Source organism: Anoxybacillus andreesenii (genome assembly GCF_030813005.1).
In the GTDB taxonomy this organism is placed as follows: domain Bacteria; phylum Bacillota; class Bacilli; order Bacillales; family Cytobacillaceae; genus Robertmurraya; species Robertmurraya andreesenii.
Genome location: NZ_JAUSTU010000008.1, coordinates 34585 through 56014, shown reverse-complemented (window position 1 = coordinate 56014; position 21430 = coordinate 34585). Strand labels below are relative to the sequence as shown.

The following is a 21430-nucleotide window of genomic DNA, read 5'->3' as shown; positions in this document are numbered from 1 at the left end:
TTTGAGGGGAGAGAAGCGTGAAAAAAAAGAGCCTGTATTAGATACAAGCTCATGCTTACGCTATTTTGCTTCTATTACTGTTTTTTCTTTCTCAAACAGCATGATTAAGCCAGGCAGTAATATTCCCCGAATGAGGAATGTATCTAATAGAATACCGACGGCAACGATGAATCCAAAAATGAAGAGGAGCTGAATCGGCTGTGTCATTAAGACGGCAAAGGTAGCGGCAAGAATTAGACCTGCCGAAGAGATGACTCCACCTGTACTAGCGACTGCGATTTCAACGGCTTCTTTTACGGAATGTTTCTTACGCTCCTCCTGGAATCTTGATATTAGAATGATATTGTAGTCGATGCCGAGTGCCACAAGGAAGACGAATGCATACAGTGGAACGCGGCTGCTTATCGTATCAATACCAAAGAACAAATCACTTAAGAAAGTGCCTAATCCAAGGGCCGCAACAAAGGAGATGAGGATGGTTCCCATCATGTATATCGGCATTTTGATGGATTTCGTTAAAACAATCAATAAAGAGAAAATCAAAATGGTTTCGAGCAGAACAATGACGATTACATCTCGGTCATTGATTGCTTCTTCATCAACGAGGGATGCGGTTTCGCCTGCGAAATATAGAGTGCCACTTAACTTTTGCTTAGAAACAAGCTGATCAGATTGCTCGATTATTTTTTCTAAGGCATGAATGGTTTCAATGTCATACGGACTTTCCTCGAAGGTGAGGCTATACTGAGCGACCTTGTTATCTTCGGTCACGCCACTCATGCGAACATTGTTGACAAGGCTTTGTTTTTCAAGTTCAGCCCTGAGTGCCTCTTGCTGTTCTGCCGAGATTGCTTCGTTGCTTTCAAATACAACCGTAGTTGGAGCCAGATCTCCTTTTTCAAACTTTTGTTCTAGAATCTCGTAGCCTTGACGTGAAGGCATATCTTCAGGGAATGATTTCATGGTGTTGAACTCATATTGAAGATTGAATAAATTGCTAGCAGAAATCAGTAGGAATACGCCGATTACGATTACTGATAAAGCAGGTTTGTTTACGACAAATCGGCCAATTTTACTCCAGACAGAGTTCTTTTTGACCTTCGTGTCGCCCATCTTTGGTACCTTTGGCCAAAAGGATTTTCGCCCGAATAAGGTAAATAATGCGGGAACGAGTGTTACCGATGCGATCATAATGACAACCATCGTCGTAGAGAAGGTTGGCGCAAAGTTGTTATAGTCTCCAAACTTGGCAAAGAACAGCACGAGCATCGCAGCCAAGACCGTGCCTCCTGAAAAGAAGACAGGCATCCCCGTTCCGCACATCGTCGCTTTCATTGCTTCATACTTATCCTCGTGACTCTTAAGCTCCTCACGGAAACGTGAAAAGACAAAGAGGGAGTAGTCAATGACCGCCGCAAATAACAGAATCATCATGATCGAGATCGTTTGTTTGCTCATTGCAAGTCCGGCTTTCCCCATAAGACCGAGAATTTGGTTCACGACTTCATAGACGAAGACCGCTGCAAGAAGGGGTATTAGGGCCAATAAAGGTGACCGATAAATAATGACTAACAGAACTAGAATGAGGCCAACTGTTGAGAGAATAAGCACAACGTCCGCCCTAGAGAAAAGATCGAGAGAATCGACGGCAATTCCTGCTGGACCAGTGATGTGAAGGGTCAAATCAGATTGGTCCTTAACGATTTTCGTAATCTGTTTTAAGGATTCTCTTATTTCCGATGATTCTAATGATGAATCAAAGGTTAAAGGAATGACAGCCGCTTTGTTGTCATCGGACAAGAAGCCAGCCGCTGCTTGAGGAGGTAATGACGACAAGGGAATGACCTTTTCAACCCCATTGATATTCTTTTCTTTGATTTCATCAAAAATAGCAGCGAGAGCGGCGAAATTGATTTCATCCTTTTTCGCTTGAAAAACAAGAATGGCGGGAAGCCCATCGCTATTTTTAAAATATTGATCAATTTTCGCTTGTGCAATGACGGATTGTGCATCCTCAGGGAGGGTATCAATTTTTGTCACTTCATAATCCTTAGCACTTGGTGCAAAAAGAGCAAGAAGCACTGTGATAATGAGCCAGATGGTGAGAGTAATCCACATCCCTTTTTTTGTCGCAACCCGATCCGTGATTGCCCCTAGTATATTTTTCATCGTAAAACTCCCTTCATTTAAGGGTGACAGTAGTGTCACTTTAGGTATAAAAATGTATGTTACGATTTTCAACATTATTATCTTTTATAAGTGACAGTGGTGTCAATTACTTATTTCATGAACATTCCATGCCGAATAATTTCTTTAATAGACAGGTTCCACAGGTCCTGTGGAATTCCAAAGTGGTTTGGAATGGCAATAGACTGAAAAATATATCCCAAAATTAAAGCGTCCGGTATATGTGGCTTCACTTTCCCTTCGGTCTTGCCTAACTTGATAAATCCTTGCAGGTATTGATACATATCCAAGTGATAGTTCGCAAGCCGATTCTTATTTGAGTTGGTATTTTGATTGGTCTTGGACGGGATGCGTTGACCGATTTCAATGATTTGATATATCGATGATTTTTTTAAAATAAGGTCCAGTAAAAAGTCAAATTGTGCTTCAAAGCCATCGTATTCTTCAATTTGCTTTAGCTCTGTGAGGTAGAGATTCATTTCATATAGCATATAGTCGGTGATGAGTTCATCCTTATTTTCGTAATACTTATAAATCGTTCCCCGAGAGACATTTAATTGATCCGCTAAAAGACTAAAGGTAAAGCCTTCGTATCCATACTCCAGAAGGTTCTTCTTTGTTAGTTGAAATAGTTCATCCGTTGAAAATTTCCGTTCACGTGCCATGTGCTCACCCCAGTCTATTATAAGATAACGGATGGACAAATGGGAATCCCATCTCTGGGAATGTTGTAGCTGGTAATCGGGACTGAGGATGCCAGTAAAGTAGAATGTGAGTCTCGAAAGGTAGCAAATCGGGACTGGGAACAGCGAAAAAGCGGAATCTGAGTCTCGAAAAATGGTTAATCGGGACTGGGAACAGCGAAAAAGCGGAATCTGAGTCTCGAAAAGTAGCAAATCGGGACTGGGAACAGCGAAAAAGCGGAATCTGAGTCTCGAAAAATGGTTAATCGGGACTGGGAACAGCGAAAAAGTAGTATCTGAGTCTCGAAACCAGATTAATCGGGACTGAGATCAGTGAAAAAGTAGAATCTGAGTCTCGAAAAATGGTTAATCGGGACCGGGAACAGCGAAAAAGCGGAATCTGATTCCCGAAACCAGTCAAATCGAGACTGGATCAAGAGCAAAAGTTGATTCCAGTCTCGTTTCGCGCAAAGCATCCTAAATCAAATACTCATATCTCGATGGACATCGCTTCCTTTTCAACATAGTGAGTGGCTCTCCCTTGCATCGCGTAAGCAAAATTCCTCGCTAGCACCCTTTGAATTGTTTTCGTACTGAATATGCCACCGCACCAATCATGCATGCCGATTGTGGTCACCTTTCTTTCTGGAAAAAGGGTTCTAAACTCCGCCACGTTTCGTATGATAGCGAATTCAAGTTCCTCGCTAGCCGCACAGTGTGCACAGATCATCTTACGCTTATCACCTGCAAATCGCATGAAAGAACGGCATTTTTCACAAAGGATCCCTTTTGCAAGTTCATCATATTCATAATCGGGGATAAATGGGTTTGGATAGGTTTCTTTGTGAGCAGCGATCAAAATCTCTGTGAGCTTTGTTTGTTTTGCACCGACAGGTCTACTTATTTTACTGAGATTACTAAAAAAATGGTTGAGTTGTGATGGAAAAATAATAGATGGATTCACTGGGGCTTGATACAGTGTGAAAAAGGGGTTCACAAAGATGAGGAAAGCCTTAATGTTAAAATGTAATCCGCGGTCCTGTAGAAATCTTTTCAATGAGGATTCACATCTTTTTAACTGATGCAAGGGGTTCTTAATTTCCTTCCCGGCAGTTGATTGCCAAGTATCACCCTTCACTACGAAATCGCCTTCATAGTTTTTTATTTCAAAGAGATATACATCATCATGGGTAAGCCCTAACGAATCAATTTGAAAAAAAGTGTTGTTATGCCCCAACAATAAATCGTTTAAAAAAAGCCATCCACCTGAAAAACCTCTAATCCAATGGTCGAATTCTACCTCCCCTTCATAGCCCTTCTCAAGACTAAGATAATACTGTTTTTCTTTCTCGAATAAGCATTTTCGGGGATGAAGACTTTTAAATAAAAGTAATTCCTTCGATTCCTTGCGTTCTTTAACAATCAACACCTCACAGCCTTTCTTCTAAAATTAGCTAAGCAAGATAATTATATCATTTTCCATTATGATCTTGTCATATTTGCAAATTTAATATATAGTACATTACAACAGTAATGCACTATGATACAAGAGAGGAGGCGGCGACTATTTTTAATCATGACGGGACAAAGCCCATATATATGCAAATTGCCGAATGGCTCGAAACAGAGATTCTAAATGACCATTTCAAGAGTGATGAAAAGGTGTATTCGCAATATCAGCTGGCAGAGATGTTTACGATCAATCCAGCGACAGCAGCAAAGGGATTGAATTTATTAGCAGATGAGAAGATTCTTTATAAAAAGAGAGGTCTTGGTATGTTCGTCACGGCAAATGCAAGGGAAGCGATATTGATGAAGCGGAAAAGCGGTACTTTAAAGCATCTTATCCAAGAGCTTGTCTTGGAAGCGAGTAGATTACAGGTCAGTGAAGGGGAGCTTATTGAAATGATTAAGGCCGCACGAAATGAGGAGGGGAAAGAGTGAACGCAATTGAATGCACAAGCCTAACAAAAACCTATTTGCGCAAAAAGGTTCTTAACGAAATCTCTTTTACCATAGAGGAAAACAAGATTATCGGTCTAATTGGGAGGAATGGAGTAGGGAAGACAACGCTGCTCAAGGTCATCGCCGGTTTTATTAAGGAAACGTCAGGTGAATTGAAGGTCTTTGGAAATCATCCCTTCAACAATCTACATGCATCCGTCAACACGATTTTTGTAGATGATCAAATGAGCTTTCCACCAGCTTTGCAGCTGCATGAATTACTTGAAGCGGCACAAGCTTTTTATCCGAATTGGGATATGGAGCTGGCACAGCGGTTGTTTAACTATTTTGGTTTTGAACCGAAGCACTATCACAATACACTTTCAAAGGGAAGAACGAGTACGTTTAATATGATTGTTGGGCTCTCATCGAGATGTCCTCTCACTATTTTTGATGAGCCGACAACGGGTATGGACGAAGCGGTAAGGCATGATTTCTATCGGGCCCTGTTAAAGGATTATATTGCTCATCCGAGAACGATTGTGATTTCAAGCCATCACTTGAATGAAGTTGAAGATTTGCTTGAAGACGTACTCCTTTTAAAAAATGGGAAGGTCAAGCTGCATATGCCGATTTCTGAATTAAAGGAATGGGCTGTTGGATTAAAAGGGTCTTCAGCGTTGGTGAGACAATGGGCGGAAGGAAGGGAAATGATCTATCAACAGTATATTGGGCAGGATACGATGCTGGCTGTTGTAAGGAATGATTTCACAGATGAGGAAATTCAAAGAGTGCGGCGTGCTCAAATAGAAGTCTTACCTGTGCGGGCAAGTGATCTATGCGTCTATTTAACAAATGACACGAAAGGGGGAATTGATGATGTCTTTAGTGACCGCTAATTTAATGGAGACGGTAAAGAAGCAATACGGCTTTAAGCTTAAGGCAAATATTGATGCCTTTAGTTCTCTTGTTGGGATCCAGCTGTTAGCTATCCTGTTTTCCCTTAACGGAAGTGGTTCTTCAGGGACTTTTTCAGAAACGCTGAGCTTGGATGTAACCTATTATTCGGCAGATATTGTCGTTATCTTTACGATGATTTGGGCGTTAGTGACGGCGATTACGATTACAACAAAGCCCTATCGCAGTTATGATTTTACCTTTGTGACGAATCGGTTGAGCAGCAATCTTTCGAATATGCTCTTTCTTCTAACGGCGAGCCTACTTGGAACGATCACGGCCGTTTTATCTCGTTACCTCATTCAGGTCATTGGCTATTTTATCATGCATAATCAGGTTTACTTAACTCCAACTACATTTGGGGATATTTTCCTTGGTATCGCAGCGGGTTTTCTTTATATATTCTGCATTAGTGCGATTGGTTATTTGATTGGAACCCTCGTTCAAGTGAATAAATTATTTGTTCTACTCGTTCCGGGGTTGATTATCGGTTCTATTTTCCTTGATGCCTCTATGCAAAGGGAACCGTCCTTAATGGGGATTTTCCAATTCTATCTAATGGAATCATCTATCCTTCTTTTTGCGATAAAAATGCTTCTTACCACTGCATTTGTTTTTGGTTTGTCATTTATTATCCTTAACAGAATGGAGGTAAGACGATGAGCGCAATATTCACAACCTTTATTCCGATTGCAATTTTTCTTATTTTGCCAGTGATCATCATCTTTGCAAGGTCTAAGACGAAGGCCATTTCTGTAAAAATCACCCATTGGCTTCTGCTGGTATATGGCGGGGTCCTTTTAATCGCAATGGCAATGTCTTCTTTCATAAAAGCTGAAGAGCCAACAATTTATCAGAAAAAGCCAATTGATTTTTATGAGACTGCTAATAAGGGGAGGATGTCAGAAATAGGGAAGGAGTACGTATTGGCCGAGAATAGCTATGAGTTTAAGGGCGAATCTCTTTCCATCAAATCATCTGTTCCAGAGACGATTTTTGTTGAAAGAAAAAAGGAGGGTGATGACCGCCTTGAAGTCTATTTTTATGGAAATGGATTGAATGTGAGTGGATTAGACTTTACAGAAAGAGTAATTCCTCCAAGCACAAGACTTAACGGGGAGATATTAACAGTTACTTACCCGGGCTTTCAGGAAATGAAAATCGCTTTTGTGAAAAATGAGTTCATGATCAATCAATTTAAAAATCAGAAGAGCTTACATCAAATGGTCGATTATGACAGCACAATCATCTACATGAAAATCCCGCAAAACCTAAAAATAAGCCCAAACCCAGATATCTACATCGAATACATCAATTAAGGTACCTGGTACCGTTCGTGGACAAATACCCAATTTTGTCCACGTGGGGTGGACACTCTGTTCGTGATTGAGGTAAAAATAAATAAAGTAAGACTGCATTCAGTGATTTTTGTGGGTGCAGTTTTTTTGAATTTTTTTGGAATTTATTGAACATAATGTGACAAATGTCATAATTCCAAACATCATTTTGGATAATTATGTTAATGTTGTGTTATAGAATAATATTTGAAAATATTTTCCTTGCCACTACAGCGACTGAGATCCAAAAGAGGTGTATTCGTTGATTCAATCCATTTTATCGAACTTGGCGATTATCTTGCTGATGCATTTGTTCATGAGTATGCTTGTTAATTTCAGAAAGGAACTATCAGCTTGGATTTTTCGGTCAGCTATGATCCTTTTAGTAGCTGGTTCAGTCATTTCCATGCTTTATTTGCCCATTCTCTTTGGCAATTTTGCATTGGATCTGAGATTTATCCCTCTTGTCTTTTTGTCCTATATTTGGGGCTGGAAATATGCATTTCCGACGCTTTTGATTGTCTCCATATGGCGTTTCTTTATGGGCGGAGATGGTGCATTACCTGGGATTATTTTTGGCATGGTAGGGCCGACCCTGCTAGCATTGGCTTTCCATCACCGTGCAAAGTTGAAAGGAAAGTACACAGAAAAGCTATTATTAATTATCGGTTGTTGGTTCATAAGCGATTTTCCTATCATCTTTATTATTCCAAATGGTCTGGAAGTATTTAAAGATATCGCCTTGGTGCGCCTATTTACCTTTATTGCAACCGCTGTTATCTTGTATACATTTATAGCTCTTGAGCGTCAGCGGAGAACCCTTAATGAAAAGCTTCAAAGGCTTGCGGGAGAGGATCCTCTGACAAAGCTTCTTAACAAGCGCAGATTTTATGAAATTATCGAGGGTAAGATTAGATGTGAAAGATTGCAGCATTATATTGCTATGATGGACCTTGATCATTTTAAGAAGCTGAACGATACATATGGCCATGTGATAGGGGATGAAGTACTGTGCAAGGTAGCAAGGATTCTCAAGAGACATGAGCAGGAGCAAATAAGGATTGCACGGTATGGCGGGGAAGAATTTATTCTGTATATCGGTAACGAAAGTCTGGAAAAAGCCTCACAAATTCTGGAGGAAATAAGGGCAGAAATTGAAGGAACCTGCTTTATTACGCATCAGGAGAAGCCCATTAGAATTACCGCCTCCTTCGGATTGTCCCCGATTGATGAAAACTCTCATATTCTTGAATCTGTGAATCAAGCTGATAAAAACCTCTATTTAGCCAAGAAAAATGGTCGCAACAGAGTGGTAACGCCCCATGATGCATCAATCTTAAGGACTTCGTAAATTTACAGGAGGCTCCAGAATTTCTGGGCCTCCTTCTTGAGTGACTACCTACTATAATAATCTCTCACCAACAATGGCAATAAAATAAATAATCATGGCCATCAGACCAAAAGGGAAACCAAACCTTGCCCATTCCGAGCTGGTAATATTAAGCTTTCCCGCAGAAATAATATTGGGGATATTACCTGGAATCAGCATTCCGCCGCTTATAATAAGCCCCAACAAAATGGCTTTAATCGTCTCTAGATCCATGGCTGGACTAATTTCTGCCGCAGCAAGCGTTGCATTATCAAGAATCGCCGAAATCATGTTAATCCAATAGAGCAAATTTGGATGGAGTCCAAGGACGTAAGTGTTGATAAAGGGCTCAAAGCCTGCTCCTAGCAAGGTTAATCCCATTACAAATAAATAGATCTTAACGGTTCGAACAATAATCTCTTTGTAGGTTTCTCCGTCATGACTGGATAGGGAGGCGGAGCTGTTTTTGAACTTGGGCTGAACAAAAAGGGCTGCAATAATTCCCATCATGATGATTCCGAGAATGACCTCACGTCCAATAAGCCTAAGCAGGAAAAAGCTGTCCTCATTTAATTTACTAATAATGATTGTCGAGAGGGGTTCACCGATGGGGGTGAGAGCTGCACCCAAACCAATGGCAAAACAAGCAATGATGACCAGCTTGATCTCCGCCTTTCTTTCTAGTTCAAGAACGGAAATGATCAAAACTAAAACGAGAGAGGCAATGATCGCGGTGATGATGCTTGAAAGCAGTCCAAGAATGATCACCACAAGAGCGAAAAATAGTGAATAGGGGACCGATTGGCTTATTCTTTGGATAGACTTTTTTAACGGAACTCTCAACCATTTAAAAAGAAAACCAGCAATAAGCACAGCGAGCGTTATTTTTATTGGGTCTATTAAGGCCTTATGCCATAGCTCCAAATTTAAAATTTGGCTTACCCAGGCAGCACATATCCCCATCATAAATAGAAATATTTCCAGGTTTCTTTCCACGATCTTCACAGTGAAAGGCAAGAAGAGTACCAATAATAAAATGAGAATTAATCCTATCATATACAATACCTTTCCAATCCAATTTATTGGTGTGTCTAGAAAGGATCATATGCTTGTCTACCCCAAATATGCCAGAACTTTTTTAAGCCAAAAAAGGAGAAGACCGACTGTCTTCTCCTAAATCAAGCTATCACTTTATTTCATTACATCATGGTCAACGTAACGTTCGCCATTTAGTTCACTAATGATGTTAATTGCCACCTTAGCACCGTCACCTGAGGTGATAATCGTATGCATGCTAACACCTGCACAGGTGCCGGCTGCCCATACACCCTCAATATTCGTTTTACCATTCTGATCTACATCAAAAATGGTTTTGATGCGTGGCTCTGTACCAGGCTTTGTGTTTACCCCGGATTTTTCACCGAGCTCAACAGACATTCCAGTTGCAAGAATTACATGCTTGGCTTCATATTCTCCGTTGTCCGTAACTACAACAAGATGATCGCTTTCCTTTTTAATCGTGGTTGCTTCGTTTTGAATGATTTCAGCACCAAATTTCTTAGCCTGATTTTTTCCTGTTTCCACAAGGTCCGGGCCAGAGATTGAAGGTGCACCATAATGGTTTTCCATCCAAGCGCGCTTGGTTACACTTTTATCATTATCGAGAAGTAAAGTTTTTTTACCAGCCTTTGCTATAAAAATGCCAGCACTAGCCCCTGCAGGTCCTGCTCCAATAATTACTACATCATACATTTGCGAATTCCTCCTTTGTTTCATTCCTAACATTTCTTATCTTACCAAAATGTTTTGAAAATATCTCAATTTATGATTGGAGGAATGCTTTTGCTTACTTTATTTCTTCATTCCCAATGCTTTTGACTCCTAAAATATCAAGGATAAAGATAAAAACGGGAATCCCGACAATAAGCCCCCAAACCCCAAAGAAATGTTCGCCGAAAATAAGGACAATAAACGTATAAAAGACTGGCAAGTTGGTTTTCGCAGACATCAGCTTTGGATTTAGGATATATGCTTCAATGGCGTGGATGATCATGATAACAATTAGAATGTAGACCACATACATTACTCCGCCAATTGTGTATGCAATGGTACATAGAGGAATGAGGGATATAATTACCCCAGCGACAGGGATAAGGCCAAGGAAAAAGACCATGATTGATAAACCTAGTAGCTGCGGAAAGTCCATAATCCATAAGGCAATCGTTGTAATGGTACAATTGACGACCGCAATAATAAATTGGGCCTCGAGTACTTTTCCAAAGGTAAGAACAAATTTCTTTCCAAAAAATTCTATTTCCTTGTAAAAATCAGCAACTTTACTATTCTTAAATTTCGCCGTAAATTCAATCAATTTTTGCTTTTCCAACAAAAAGAATAGGCTTAGAATGAGGGAAATAAAGACTTGAATCCCAATGGTGCTAATATCGGTAAAGGATTTTAAAATAAAATTAACACCTTGTTCAACATAATTCGTTATCCCATTTCGTTCAATCATGTCGACAACATAATTAAAAAGAATATTGTCACGTGGTTGAAGATAAAATGCTTGAAGCTGCCTAAACAATTGAGTAATTTCTGCGGTAATGACTGGAAGATATTTGACGATTCCGTACGTTAATAGACCAATAATGGTCATATAGGAAAGAAGGACAGTAATGTTTCGATGCAAACGGAACTTTCTTGTTACGAGTTCCACAAGTCGATCCATAAGGAAAGAGAAAATAAATGTTAAGAGGATTACGTTGAGCATACTCCTTAATGCAATGAGCACAAGAAGTATAATCGCAAAAATAATCACCCGCTTTAATCCGGTCTTTTGCAAATAATCATTGATTCTTTCCATCGCAGTAGAGGGTCCCCCAGTACAAGTAAATTTCAGACTTTAAACATATTTTAGCATAGATGGTCATGAGAATGTGTCAAAAGGGTCACAAAGTGAAGGAATTTTCCCCGTTAATTTTCATTATGGACTATTTTTGTAAAAAGTTAAAACCAGCCCGTTTTAAGAGCTGGTTCCAATTAAATTTATGTCTAGGTGCTTGCGCTTTTCTTATTACCAAGCTTTCCTATAAATATCTGCTAGTTCAGACACAAGTGGCAGCTTAGGATTTGCGGTTGTACATTGATCTTCAAATGCTCGTTCAGCTAGGAAGTCAACCTTGCTTTCAAATTCCTTCTTATTGACCCCACAAGCTTCTATCGACATTGGTATTTGCAGTTCTTCAGCAAGCTTAATGATCGCCTGAATGAGACTTGCGACACCCTCCTCTGTGGTCCGAGCAGGTAATCCGAGTGTTCGAGCAATTTCGGCATACCGTTTGTCCGCGATAAATTTCTCATATTTCGGGAATGAAGATAATTTCCTAGGCTTGGTAGCATTGTATCGAATCACATGCGGAAGCAGGATCGTGTTTGCCCGTCCGTGAGGAATATGGAATTCCCCGCCGAGTTTATGAGCAAGGCTATGGTTAATTCCTAGGAATGCATTGGCAAATGCCATCCCTGCAATCGTGGAGGCATTATGCATTTTTTCCCTTGCCACTTCATCATTGCCGTTCCGATAAGCTCTAGGAAGGTATTCAAAAACAAGCTGAATGGCCTTCATTGCTAATCCGTCTGTATAATCATTTGCCATTACCGAAACATAAGCTTCAATCGCATGGGTTAATACATCCATTCCTGTGTCTGCTGTGACATGCTTTGGTACCGTCATGACAAATTGTGGGTCAATGATCGCAACGTCAGGTGTAAGCTCATAATCTGCCAAAGGATACTTCATATTTGCCTTCTTATCTGTGATAACAGAAAAGGATGTTACCTCAGAGCCAGTCCCCGATGTGGTAGGAATAGCAACAAATTGAGCTTTCTCCCCAAGCTTCGGAAATTTGACGAGACGCTTCCGGATGTCTAAAAATTTCTGTTTTAATCCAAAGAAGTCCGTATCTGGATGCTCATAGAAGAGCCACATACCTTTTGCTGCATCCATTGCTGACCCGCCTCCAAGGGCGATAATGACATCTGGCTCGAAACTTGCCATGACTTCTGCGCCTTTCATAACGGTTTCAGTGGACGGATCTGGTTCAACATCAGAGAAAATTTCACAGTGCACATAGTCCGGGCGTTTTCTTAAATAATAAAGAATCTTATCGACATAACCAAGCTTCACCATTCCTGGATCGGTGACAATCATTGCTTTTGAGATATTTGGCATTTTTGCTAAATATTGGATTGAATTTTTCTCGAAATAAATCTTAGGTGGAACCTTAAACCACTGCATATTCACATTTCTCATCGCCATTTTCTTAATATTGATTAAATGAATGGCCCCGACGTTGGTGGATACGGAGTTACCTCCAAATGTACCACAGCCGAGGGTCAAGGATGGGAGGTAGGCGTTATAAATATCCCCAATTGCACCTTGGGAGGACGGTGCATTGACAATAATACGACCTGCTTTCATTCTTTTGCCGAACACTCTCATCACTTCTTCATTTGTCGAGTGAAGGACAGCTGAATGGCCAAGTCCACCAAACTCAAGCATTTCTTCTGCAATTTTCAACCCATCCTCTAAGCTATTTGCTTTATAGCATGCGAGAACCGGACTAAGCTTTTCGCGAGAAAGTGGAAATGCTGGCCCAACACCTTCAAGTTCAGCAATTAGAATTTTCGTTTCATCAGGTACCTTTACGCCGGCCATGGCTGCAATCTTAACAGCGGGCATTCCGACAATATCTGCATTTACTGCACAGGAATGTTCATTGATAACGAGCTTCTCAACCTTCCTTTTCTCTTCCTCGCTAAGGAAATAGCAGCGATGTGCGATCAGTTCTTTTTTGACCTCTTGATAAATCTCTTTATCAATAATGACGGCCTGTTCGGAGGCGCAAATCATCCCATTATCAAAGGTCTTTGATAGGACTAGGTCATTAACGGAGCGCCCAATATTGGCAGACTTTTCAATATAGCATGGCACATTTCCTGGCCCTACGCCTAGAGCTGGCTTCCCTGAGCTGTAAGCGGACTTGACCATTCCAGCACCGCCAGTAGCTAAGATTAAAGAAATATTTGGATGATTCATCAACAGTCGAGTTGCTTCTAATGAAGGCTTTTCAACCCACTGAATGCAGTGCTCAGGGGCACCTGCCAGAATAGCAGCATCCCGTAAGATTCTTGCCGCCTCACTGCTACATTTTTGTGCAGAAGGGTGGAAGGCAAAAATGATCGGATTGCGCGTTTTGATAGCAATTAATGCTTTAAACATCGTTGTTGAGGTTGGATTTGTTACGGGTGTGACACCGGCAATCACTCCAACAGGCTCAGCAATTTCGATGATTCCTTCATTCATATTTTCATTGATGATCCCAACGGTTTTATCGTACTTAATGTTATGATAGATGTATTCTGTGGCAAACATGTTTTTAATAATTTTGTCTTCGTAAACACCGCGTCCGGTCTCATTAACGGCCAGCTTAGCTAGTTGCATATGCTGGTCCAACCCAGCAAGAGCCATCTGCTTAACAATTTCATCAATGGTTTCCTGATCAAAGCTGCTGAATTCCTTTAGAGCCTGACGTCCATTCTCGACCAACTGGTTAATCATCTTCTCAGTTTGTTGATTTTCTTGAATTTCTTTTTCAGCGATTGCCATAATATCTTCTCCTTTTTATTGTGAAATATTTCACATAATATCGCAAAAAAAATTATTCGCAAACAGGATTTCTTGGAATCTTTTCAAAGCTGATTTCTGATAGTATTTTGGAGCTTCTTTTTACAATAATGACATAGTTTATGGTCCAAATGTACGAAGGTATGCTTTCATGCTCCTTATACATCATAGCTTCAAATTCGTCCTGAACAATTTCTTCAAAAGTTTCTTGGGTGTGCGTTTCTGTGTCAGTAGAAAAAGTTTTCCATTCGCATATAATCATGAGGCTCACTCCTTACATTTTTTACGAATTAAGAATAACATAATCTTTCCGGAAAAAGTTTGTGAAATATTGAACAAACTTTGAATCTTATTTTGAGAGCGTATTCTTATTGATTCAACTCACTGAATAAGATTCTCATTCTTTCAAAAACTAAACTACAATTAAGTTTTGGAGGGACAAAGATGAAGCGCAAAAGTTCTAATAAGTATCCTTTTATTGTACTGCTTATGATCCACTCTGCTCTTCTACTGTATACCTTTAGAAAGCAAGAGAAAAGAAAAACGCTTCTAGTTCTTCTGCTATCTCATGTTGGATTAGGGTATATTTTTGAGATTCTTATTTTGAATTTATTAGATGCTTATAAATATTTGCCGAAAATATTTAAAAATAATTATTTAGATAATATATTCGGTGCGATTTTGTCACAGGCTATTTATATTCCGTTTACGGCTGTTTTTATATCAGGGTTTCATCTGAAATGGAAAGCAAAACTAATTTTCCTTCTTTATTTTCAAGTAGTGGAACGTTTGTTTATCCGGTTGAAGTTATATAAGACCTTTTGGTGGAGTCCTTTATATACAACTGGTTTCTTAGCTATTTTCTTTCCCTTAAGTGACAAATGGTACGAGCTCCTACAAAAAGGAAATCGTTTTATACTAAATGCATCCTTCTACCTTTGTACGATGGGAACAGAAATCAATATAAACTACTTGATGGCAGTGTTTGGAAATTTCCGCATGGGAAGGGGGAAAGTATATACATGGAGAGAGCACTTTCTTTTTACTCCGTTATATGGCTTTGTCCAAGCGCTTATTACTACCTGGTTTATTCGAAGGGATCGTTTGAGAGGAAAAATCCAGGCATTTGTAATTGGTTTAGTTCTTGATTGGGTATTGTATCGGTGTGGATTTTTGAAGGTTAAGAATGCGTTTATTCGTTTCATGGTACGAGGAGTCATGGTTTACATGGCAAGCTGGTTCCGAAAATTTATCTACAGGGAGATCAGGGAAGAAAATGAAGTCTATTGAAGTTACAGAAAAGGAGTCAGTGAGATTTCTCACTGACTCCATTGGTAAATTTCGTTATTCTCCAAGGTAAGCAGTTAACATCCAAACATGAGTATCAATTTTTTCAATTAGACCGACTGCTAAGTCATTTGTGATGACATCATTGTTTTCTTCTGCTAAGGAAGCCAATTCAAGAAGCTGTTCTTTAATGGCTCTGTAGTCTGAAACAAGAGTCGAGACCATGTCGCTTGCTTTCGCTTCGTTGTTTGTTTCAGCAAGTGTGGCAGTTTCTAAGTATTCTTTCATAGTGGCAACGGGTTGGCCGCCAATAGCTAATAAGCGTTCTGCAATTTCATCAACTGTAAGTGCTGCTTCATTGTAAAGCTCTTCAAATTTTTCATGAAGGGTAAAGAAAAGAGGGCCTTTTACATACCAATGGAAGCGGTGAAGCTTTGTATAAAGGATGCTCCAGTTAGAAATTTGGACGTTTAGGGCAGTTTGTAGATTCATTTAATATTCCTCCTTAATCATTTATATATTTATTATATCAAATATTATATTAAAATCAATATCTAATTAAAATAAATTTTAAATAATAATAATTATTATAAATAACAAAACCCTTAAGCATGTCGCAGCTTAAGGGTTTTGTTTTCAGGAGAATTGATTTACTTAGAATCAGAGCCAAACATATATGTTTTGTGGTGATAGCGAATACTGAAAATCAGCCCCATCGCAAACATATTTCCCATAAGGGAGCTTCCTCCATAGCTTATGAAGGGAAGGGGTATCCCTGTAATGGGAAGGAGTTGAATGGTCATTCCAATATTTTGAAAAACATGGAAGGTAATCATGCTTATGACTCCAACACAAATATATGTATTGAAAGGATCATTTGTATCAAGGGCAGTTTTAGTTAAATGATAGATTAAGATAAAGAAAAGCCCTATTACAAAACTAGCCCCGACAAAACCATATTCTTCGCCAATCACACTAAAAACAAAATCAGTATGATTATCGGGAATATATACGGCTCTTTCCCCAAAGCCCTTCCCTGTAATAAGTCCTGAACCAATGGCTTGGAGGGATTTATAAAGCTGATATCCAATGCCGCTTTGAAAACTTTCTGGGTCAAGCCAAGAGTATATCCGGTTAAGTTTGTATTGGTCTATATCCAAATATTGCTTTAATAATTCTGGAACTTTAATGACCACATAGAGTATAGCTCCAGCAGAGGAAACGCCTAACATAACAATAGGAAAAATAATCTTCCAAGAGATTCCGGAAACAAGAACCATTCCGGCAAAAATAGCTAGAACAACTAGGGCAGATCCTAAATCCTGATGTGCGATTAAACCAAGGGGTAAAATAGTCGTAAAGCCAAGCTTTATTAATAAGAAAACGTCTGTTTGCAATGTTTTTTCGGTGAACTTCTCATGGTGATCTGAAATTAATTTACTAAGGGTTATAATCAGGAATATCTTCATAAATTCAGAGGGCTGAATATTTCCGAGCCCTGGAATCTTAAACCAGTTTTTTGCACCTTTAATTTCGGGGGCAATTGACTCTGGAGCAAAGAAAAGGAAAACCATGAGGAAGATCCCAATTCCATATAAATACCAGCTTAGTTTTCGGTATTGCTCATTATCAAAAACCATGACAACAGCAACAATGATGCTTCCAATAATGTAGAAAACAAGTTGTCTGATGAAATAATTGTCATTATATTGTTCAGTTGTTTGAGCACTATAAATGGCCGCACAGCTCGTAATTGCGAACAAAAGCAAAATAAAGCATAATGTCCAATCAAACTTTTCCGCAACGTTCTTCTTCGTTTCCATCGTTCCAACACCTAGTCTCATGTAATCTCCCTTTATATTAACAGAGTTCTAAACAAATGAACCACCATTATTAAGACGTAAATAAGAAAAGAAGGGTTTCGGACTCTTGAAAAAAACCACGAAGAAAACTTCGTGATTTTCTAAAGTGACAATGTTTGAGAAAAAACCTTTAAAGAAGATAATTTAAAAACATCGTGGCAATACCGAAATAAATGACGAGAGAAAAAATATCATTTAATGTCGTGATCAGAGGACCTGATGCGATCGCTGGGTCGATTTTTAATCGGTACAAAATAATGGGGATCACAGTTCCAGCAAGCGTTCCAATAATAAGTGTAATCAATAAGGAGCTCCCTACTACGAGTCCAAGGACCATGTTGCCCTGCCAAATTAGGGCGATAACAGAAATGAGGACCCCGCAAATAACCCCAATAATAATCCCAACAGTGAGTTCTCTGAAGATTAGCCTTGTAATGACCCGTCTGTCGATATCATTGGAAGCAAGACCCCGAACGACAACGGCTAATGACTGAGTTCCAGTATTTCCAGTCATCCCAGAAATCATAGGCATGAAGAAGGCTAAGGCGACGACCTTATCAAGAGTCGCTTCATAAGAGCTAATGATGCTCCCTGATATCACTCCGATAAAAAGCAGCAGGACTAGCCAAGGCAAGCGCCGATACGCAGCAACAAAGGACTTCGTATCAAAGTCTATGGATTTACCAGATGCAGAGAGCTTTTCAATATCTTCGTTTGCCTCTCGAATCACGACGTCAATAATATCGTCAACCGTAATTATTCCCATCAAAATATGTTCCTTATTGACGACAGGGATGGCCAAGAAGTCATAGCGCTCGATCAGTCGTGCGACCTCTTCCTGGTCTGTTTCCTCTAAGACATATATGACACGCTCATACATAATATCCCTAATCTTTTCCGTCATATCAGCAATGAGTAGGTCCCGATAGGAAACGACCCCGACAAGCCGACGGTTTTGATCAATGACGTACAAATAGTTAATGGTTTCGGCCAATTCAGCAAATGTTTTAAGCTTATCGACTGCCTCCCGTACGGAATAATAATCACGAATCCACACAAACCGGTTCGTCATTAAGCGACCAGCTGTCTCAGGTGGATAATTCATGATGTCCTGAACGATTTGGGATTCTTCCTTTTTCATTCCTGCGAGTAACGCTTCAATTTTTTCGGGGGATAAATCCTCAAGGAGTGAAGCGAGGTCGTCGTTATCCATCATGTCTAGCACTTTACCTGACTTTTCAATGCCAAGACGATTTAATACATCGATTTGCTCCTCACTGTCTAATTCCTGAAGTAAATCAGCAAGATTATTGATATGAAGAAAAAATAAAAAGCGCGTTCGGTGCTTTTCCGGCAAATCCTCATATATTTGTGCAATGTCATATGGCTGTAGTTCATCGACAATGGTTTCAAACTCTTTGCGTTTATTTTCTTTTAACGCTTTAATAATATAAAGAGTAATTTGATCCTCTGTCATGTTTTTTATCATGAGATCACGCTCCTTTACCGGAAATATATTTTGCATGGTCTTTATCATTATAAGGAAAAAATTCTAGAATTGATATGGATAAATAGAAAAACAGTTGGAGGACAGCATCCAATTAAATAGGAATTAATAGGGTTTTTTGATAATATGGAATAAAGTATAGCTTGGGAACGGATTTTGGAGTTATGAATCGGGATTTGCTATATTCTTCATAAGTCTTATCAAAAGGTTCGGAGGTTATTCCCTTGAAAAAAAACAACAGCAATGGGCGGGCTGTCGTCTATGTTCATTTAAATGAGACGAAACAATATGTTCTTTCCTACGGGATTGAGTTTGCTGAATTTACCGAGTCTCTTTCAGACCTCATCAATCAAATTCTTCTTCTAAAGCACCATTTTGATGACGGGGATTTCAATAGGCATTCATTGCTGGAGTTTGTTCCAAACGAGCGGTTGAAGAAGCTGGTTAAGGATGATGTATATGGTTATGGTGATTTCTGCTGGGTTGATTTTGAAGAAGAGGAAGGCCTTAATGAGCTTACGGGTCAGGAATTGGCTGAGCTACTTTATTTGGGGCATATGAAGGATCATTTGAAGCCTCCCTTTTACCAGAAGCTGCGAAATCGTTTTGTTTATTTGGCCCATGATGATGGCTGGTGGAATAAGATTTACTATCGGAATATGATGGATTTTTATCGGATGCTTGGAGATACATTGGTTAGTAAGCTAACGGAAAGCAAAACCGAAAAGAACTTATTAGGCTTAAAAAAGAAGCGTGTGTTGTCGCCCCTGCCGATCGAGCTTCTCTTAAAGATGAAGACGATGATGAGGGAAGGTATTCTTATTTCTATTTATGATTCCGTTCAAAGCCGCACCAGTATAGAGGTGCCGATTTGGATTCTCGGCGATTTTGATAATATGGATGATATGTATGAGGACTATGAAAAGCTAGTTAAAGGGAGCCCTGATGCCAAGCTCATTTATGATAAAAAGAAAACGGAATGGAAATTATACACAAATTAATAGTGTGTCATCTGACAAACGATCGTGTATAATTTTTGTATAAGTCAATTTCATAATTATCTATAGATATAGGTGTCTTTAGCAAAGACTTAATAGGGAAGTTGGTGAAATTCCAACGCGGTCCCGCCACTGTAAATGGGAGCAAGCTGTATATGAGCCACTGTACATATGTATGGGAAGGTGCGGCATTGCTATGACCATAAGCCAGGAGACCTGCCTACATCTTGTTACACCCGCTACGAGGATAGGGAGGTGTTGGGAAGACATGTGTTTGATAAAATAGATGATTCCAACATCTCCATTTGTTTCGTATGGGGATGTTTTTTATTATGGCTTTTTTGTACGGATTGTAGTTTTTGCAATGGTCCTACTGCCGACCATTGCGTTTCAACGGAGTGTGTGCCACGCATTTGGTATGCAGGCACTTTTCTCGTTTTTTCGATCATCTAACTGTTTAAAAGTAGTAATTCATTCTACAATTTGTCGTTCAAAGGCAACAATATTTGAGAAAAGAGCCTTTATTTTCTAGAGGGGATCGAGTGATTTGCTAAAGCATTTTTTTCAGGGGAATTTTTTAAATAACAGATTATTTGCGTATTGTCTAGCTGTTTTGTTTTTAATCGCATCGGCTTTAATAGGGATTTCGATAGGGACGGTCTCGGTTCCTATAATTAGTATTATTAAAATTATTGGGTCGGAAATGTTTCCTTTTATCCCGAGGGAACCCATTGATCCGATGTATGCCAACATTGTTCTAAACATTCGTCTGCCACGGGTCATTTTGGCAGGATTAGTTGGGGCAGCTCTAGCTATTGCAGGTGCGGCCTTCCAAGGCTTGCTGCGAAACCCGCTTGCTGATCCTTATACACTTGGCGTTTCTTCTGGGGCATCGGTTGGGGCTGTCATGACCTTGTTTTTTCAAATTTCGCTTCCAGTAATCGGTTCCTTTACCCTTCCGTTCATCAGTATATTGTGTGCGTTTCTTACAATTTTCTTAGTCCTTGGCTTCGCGAGGAGAATCGATCGCTCGATGAAGGTCGAAACGATTATTTTGACGGGGATCATTTTTAGTTCGTTTTTAGGTGCCATGATTTCATTGCTCATCGCCTTAACGGGTGATGAGCTAAGACAAATCCTCGGTTGGCTCCTAGGCAGTGTATCCATGCGGGGATGGCCCTATATCAAAATGATTCTTCCGTTTCTTATTGTTGGCTCATTGATCCTGATCGCAAATAGCAAGGAGCTCAATGCGATGTCCTTTGGAGAGGAACGTGCGCAGCATCTAGGAGTGAATGTACAGAGAAGAAAATTAACGATTCTCATTGCTGGCTCCATTTTAACTGGAGCGGCAGTTGCTGTGTCGGGGACAATTGGGTTTGTCGGTTTGGTGATTCCCCATTTAACAAGAATACTATGGGGTCCCGATCACACCCATCTCCTTCCTTTATCCATTTTGACGGGGAGCGGGTTCCTCATTCTTGCTGATTTAGTCTCAAGGACCATTATTTCACCCGTCGAGCTTCCCATTGGGGTAATTACCGCACTTATTGGGGCGCCTGTATTTGGATTGATTTTGCTAAAAAGACGAGGCGGAGAAAGAAGAGGATAGC

At 39.8% G+C, this 21430-nt stretch carries 19 protein-coding genes and 1 riboswitch; of the genes, 8 read left to right on the top strand and 11 right to left on the bottom strand.

The window, feature by feature from the left end; translation table 11 throughout:
- Window positions 1-60 precede the first annotated feature (60 nt).
- From J2S07_RS09880 to J2S07_RS09870, 3 genes are all read right to left on the bottom strand, one after another.
- Complete coding sequence (locus J2S07_RS09880; RefSeq protein WP_307150229.1) at window positions 61-2169, bottom strand: MMPL family transporter; 2109 nt, start codon at window positions 2167-2169, stop codon at window positions 61-63.
- A 110-nt stretch (window positions 2170-2279) separates the two neighbouring features.
- Window positions 2280-2852 carry a TetR/AcrR family transcriptional regulator gene (locus tag J2S07_RS09875; RefSeq protein WP_307150228.1) on the bottom strand — a complete coding sequence of 191 codons (573 nt, stop codon included), beginning with the start codon at window positions 2850-2852 and terminating at the stop codon, window positions 2280-2282.
- A 508-nt stretch (window positions 2853-3360) separates the two neighbouring features.
- A complete protein-coding gene (locus J2S07_RS09870) occupies window positions 3361-4296 on the bottom strand; it encodes a nuclease-related domain-containing protein (protein WP_307150227.1) in 936 nt (311 codons plus the stop codon).
- Window positions 4297-4403: 107 nt separating this feature from the next.
- On the opposite strand from J2S07_RS09870, the gene J2S07_RS09865 reads away from it, so the two are divergent.
- The 5 genes from J2S07_RS09865 (at window position 4404) to J2S07_RS09845 (ending at window position 8459) form a co-directional block, all read left to right on the top strand.
- Entirely contained in the window at window positions 4404-4814 is a 411-nt protein-coding gene (locus tag J2S07_RS09865; RefSeq protein WP_307150226.1) for a GntR family transcriptional regulator, read from the top strand.
- A complete protein-coding gene (locus tag J2S07_RS09860) occupies window positions 4811-5713 on the top strand; it encodes an ATP-binding cassette domain-containing protein (protein WP_307150225.1) in 903 nt (300 codons plus the stop codon). Before J2S07_RS09865 ends, J2S07_RS09860 begins: the two co-directional genes overlap by 4 nt.
- Window positions 5694-6434: a hypothetical protein gene (locus J2S07_RS09855; RefSeq protein WP_307150224.1), complete on the top strand. Its 741-nt coding sequence runs from the start codon at window positions 5694-5696 to the stop codon at window positions 6432-6434. Before J2S07_RS09860 ends, J2S07_RS09855 begins: the two co-directional genes overlap by 20 nt.
- Window positions 6431-7090 (top strand): hypothetical protein, encoded by a 660-nt coding sequence (locus tag J2S07_RS09850; protein ID WP_307150223.1) that lies wholly within the window; start codon window positions 6431-6433, stop codon window positions 7088-7090. The genes J2S07_RS09855 and J2S07_RS09850 overlap by 4 nt, the downstream gene beginning before the upstream one ends.
- Before the next feature lie 280 nt (window positions 7091-7370).
- Complete coding sequence (locus J2S07_RS09845) at window positions 7371-8459, top strand: GGDEF domain-containing protein (RefSeq protein ID WP_307150222.1); 1089 nt, start codon at window positions 7371-7373, stop codon at window positions 8457-8459.
- A gap of 51 nt (window positions 8460-8510) precedes the next feature.
- Here the strand turns inward: J2S07_RS09845 and J2S07_RS09840 are convergent, their stop codons facing one another.
- From J2S07_RS09840 to J2S07_RS09820, 5 genes are all read right to left on the bottom strand, one after another.
- Complete coding sequence (locus J2S07_RS09840) at window positions 8511-9533, bottom strand: DUF1646 family protein (protein WP_307150221.1); 1023 nt, start codon at window positions 9531-9533, stop codon at window positions 8511-8513.
- A 135-nt stretch (window positions 9534-9668) separates the two neighbouring features.
- Window positions 9669-10229 (bottom strand): FAD-dependent oxidoreductase, encoded by a 561-nt coding sequence (locus J2S07_RS09835; protein WP_307150220.1) that lies wholly within the window; start codon window positions 10227-10229, stop codon window positions 9669-9671.
- 94 nt (window positions 10230-10323) lie between these two features.
- On the bottom strand, window positions 10324-11340 hold the full coding sequence (locus tag J2S07_RS09830) for an AI-2E family transporter (RefSeq protein ID WP_307150219.1): 1017 nt from the start codon (window positions 11338-11340) through the stop codon (window positions 10324-10326).
- Window positions 11341-11550: 210 nt separating this feature from the next.
- Window positions 11551-14145 (bottom strand): bifunctional acetaldehyde-CoA/alcohol dehydrogenase, encoded by a 2595-nt coding sequence (adhE, locus tag J2S07_RS09825; RefSeq protein WP_307150218.1) that lies wholly within the window; start codon window positions 14143-14145, stop codon window positions 11551-11553.
- A 52-nt stretch (window positions 14146-14197) separates the two neighbouring features.
- The gene (locus J2S07_RS09820; protein ID WP_307150217.1) at window positions 14198-14425 is read right to left on the bottom strand and encodes a hypothetical protein; all 228 of its coding nucleotides are present in this window, start codon (window positions 14423-14425) and stop codon (window positions 14198-14200) included.
- 182 nt (window positions 14426-14607) lie between these two features.
- Here J2S07_RS09820 and J2S07_RS09815 point away from each other — a divergent pair, with 182 nt between their 5' ends.
- Window positions 14608-15453, top strand: a complete 846-nt coding sequence (locus J2S07_RS09815; protein ID WP_307150216.1) for a hypothetical protein — start codon at window positions 14608-14610, stop codon at window positions 15451-15453.
- A gap of 54 nt (window positions 15454-15507) precedes the next feature.
- Here the strand turns inward: J2S07_RS09815 and J2S07_RS09810 are convergent, their stop codons facing one another.
- The 3 genes from J2S07_RS09810 to mgtE form a co-directional block, all read right to left on the bottom strand.
- On the bottom strand, window positions 15508-15942 hold the full coding sequence (locus J2S07_RS09810) for a Dps family protein (RefSeq protein WP_307150215.1): 435 nt from the start codon (window positions 15940-15942) through the stop codon (window positions 15508-15510).
- Window positions 15943-16100: 158 nt separating this feature from the next.
- A complete protein-coding gene (locus J2S07_RS09805) occupies window positions 16101-17273 on the bottom strand; it encodes an FtsW/RodA/SpoVE family cell cycle protein (RefSeq protein ID WP_307150214.1) in 1173 nt (390 codons plus the stop codon).
- A gap of 169 nt (window positions 17274-17442) precedes the next feature.
- Window positions 17443-18801 (bottom strand): magnesium transporter, encoded by a 1359-nt coding sequence (mgtE, locus tag J2S07_RS09800; RefSeq protein ID WP_307150213.1) that lies wholly within the window; start codon window positions 18799-18801, stop codon window positions 17443-17445.
- A gap of 242 nt (window positions 18802-19043) precedes the next feature.
- Here mgtE and J2S07_RS09795 point away from each other — a divergent pair, with 242 nt between their 5' ends.
- Both J2S07_RS09795 and J2S07_RS09790 read left to right on the top strand, forming a co-directional pair.
- A complete protein-coding gene (locus J2S07_RS09795) occupies window positions 19044-19820 on the top strand; it encodes a hypothetical protein (protein ID WP_307150212.1) in 777 nt (258 codons plus the stop codon).
- A gap of 53 nt (window positions 19821-19873) precedes the next feature.
- Window positions 19874-20055, top strand: a riboswitch (cobalamin riboswitch).
- Window positions 20056-20364: 309 nt separating this feature from the next.
- Complete coding sequence (locus J2S07_RS09790) at window positions 20365-21429, top strand: FecCD family ABC transporter permease (RefSeq protein WP_307150211.1); 1065 nt, start codon at window positions 20365-20367, stop codon at window positions 21427-21429.
- The last annotated feature ends 1 nt before the right edge of the window (window position 21430 follow it).

Bases quoted from the DNA above. Each gene is read 5' to 3' on its own strand.
- J2S07_RS09835 (WP_307150220.1), bottom strand. From the start codon at position 10,229: ATGTATGATGTAGTAATTATTGGAGCAGGACCTGCAGGGGCTAGTGCT.
- mgtE (WP_307150213.1), bottom strand. From the start codon at position 18,801: ATGATAAAAAACATGACAGAGGATCAAATTACTCTTTATATTATTAAA.
- J2S07_RS09815 (WP_307150216.1), top strand. From the start codon at position 14,608: ATGAAGCGCAAAAGTTCTAATAAGTATCCTTTTATTGTACTGCTTATG.
- J2S07_RS09865 (WP_307150226.1), top strand. From the start codon at position 4,404: ATGCACTATGATACAAGAGAGGAGGCGGCGACTATTTTTAATCATGAC.
- J2S07_RS09810 (WP_307150215.1), bottom strand. From the start codon at position 15,942: ATGAATCTACAAACTGCCCTAAACGTCCAAATTTCTAACTGGAGCATC.
- J2S07_RS09850 (WP_307150223.1), top strand. From the start codon at position 6,431: ATGAGCGCAATATTCACAACCTTTATTCCGATTGCAATTTTTCTTATT.
- J2S07_RS09855 (WP_307150224.1), top strand. From the start codon at position 5,694: ATGTCTTTAGTGACCGCTAATTTAATGGAGACGGTAAAGAAGCAATAC.
- adhE (WP_307150218.1), bottom strand. From the start codon at position 14,145: ATGGCAATCGCTGAAAAAGAAATTCAAGAAAATCAACAAACTGAGAAG.
- J2S07_RS09805 (WP_307150214.1), bottom strand. From the start codon at position 17,273: ATGGAAACGAAGAAGAACGTTGCGGAAAAGTTTGATTGGACATTATGC.
- J2S07_RS09875 (WP_307150228.1), bottom strand. From the start codon at position 2,852: ATGGCACGTGAACGGAAATTTTCAACGGATGAACTATTTCAACTAACA.
- J2S07_RS09880 (WP_307150229.1), bottom strand. From the start codon at position 2,169: ATGAAAAATATACTAGGGGCAATCACGGATCGGGTTGCGACAAAAAAA.
- J2S07_RS09820 (WP_307150217.1), bottom strand. From the start codon at position 14,425: ATGATTATATGCGAATGGAAAACTTTTTCTACTGACACAGAAACGCAC.
- J2S07_RS09840 (WP_307150221.1), bottom strand. From the start codon at position 9,533: ATGATAGGATTAATTCTCATTTTATTATTGGTACTCTTCTTGCCTTTC.
- J2S07_RS09830 (WP_307150219.1), bottom strand. From the start codon at position 11,340: ATGGAAAGAATCAATGATTATTTGCAAAAGACCGGATTAAAGCGGGTG.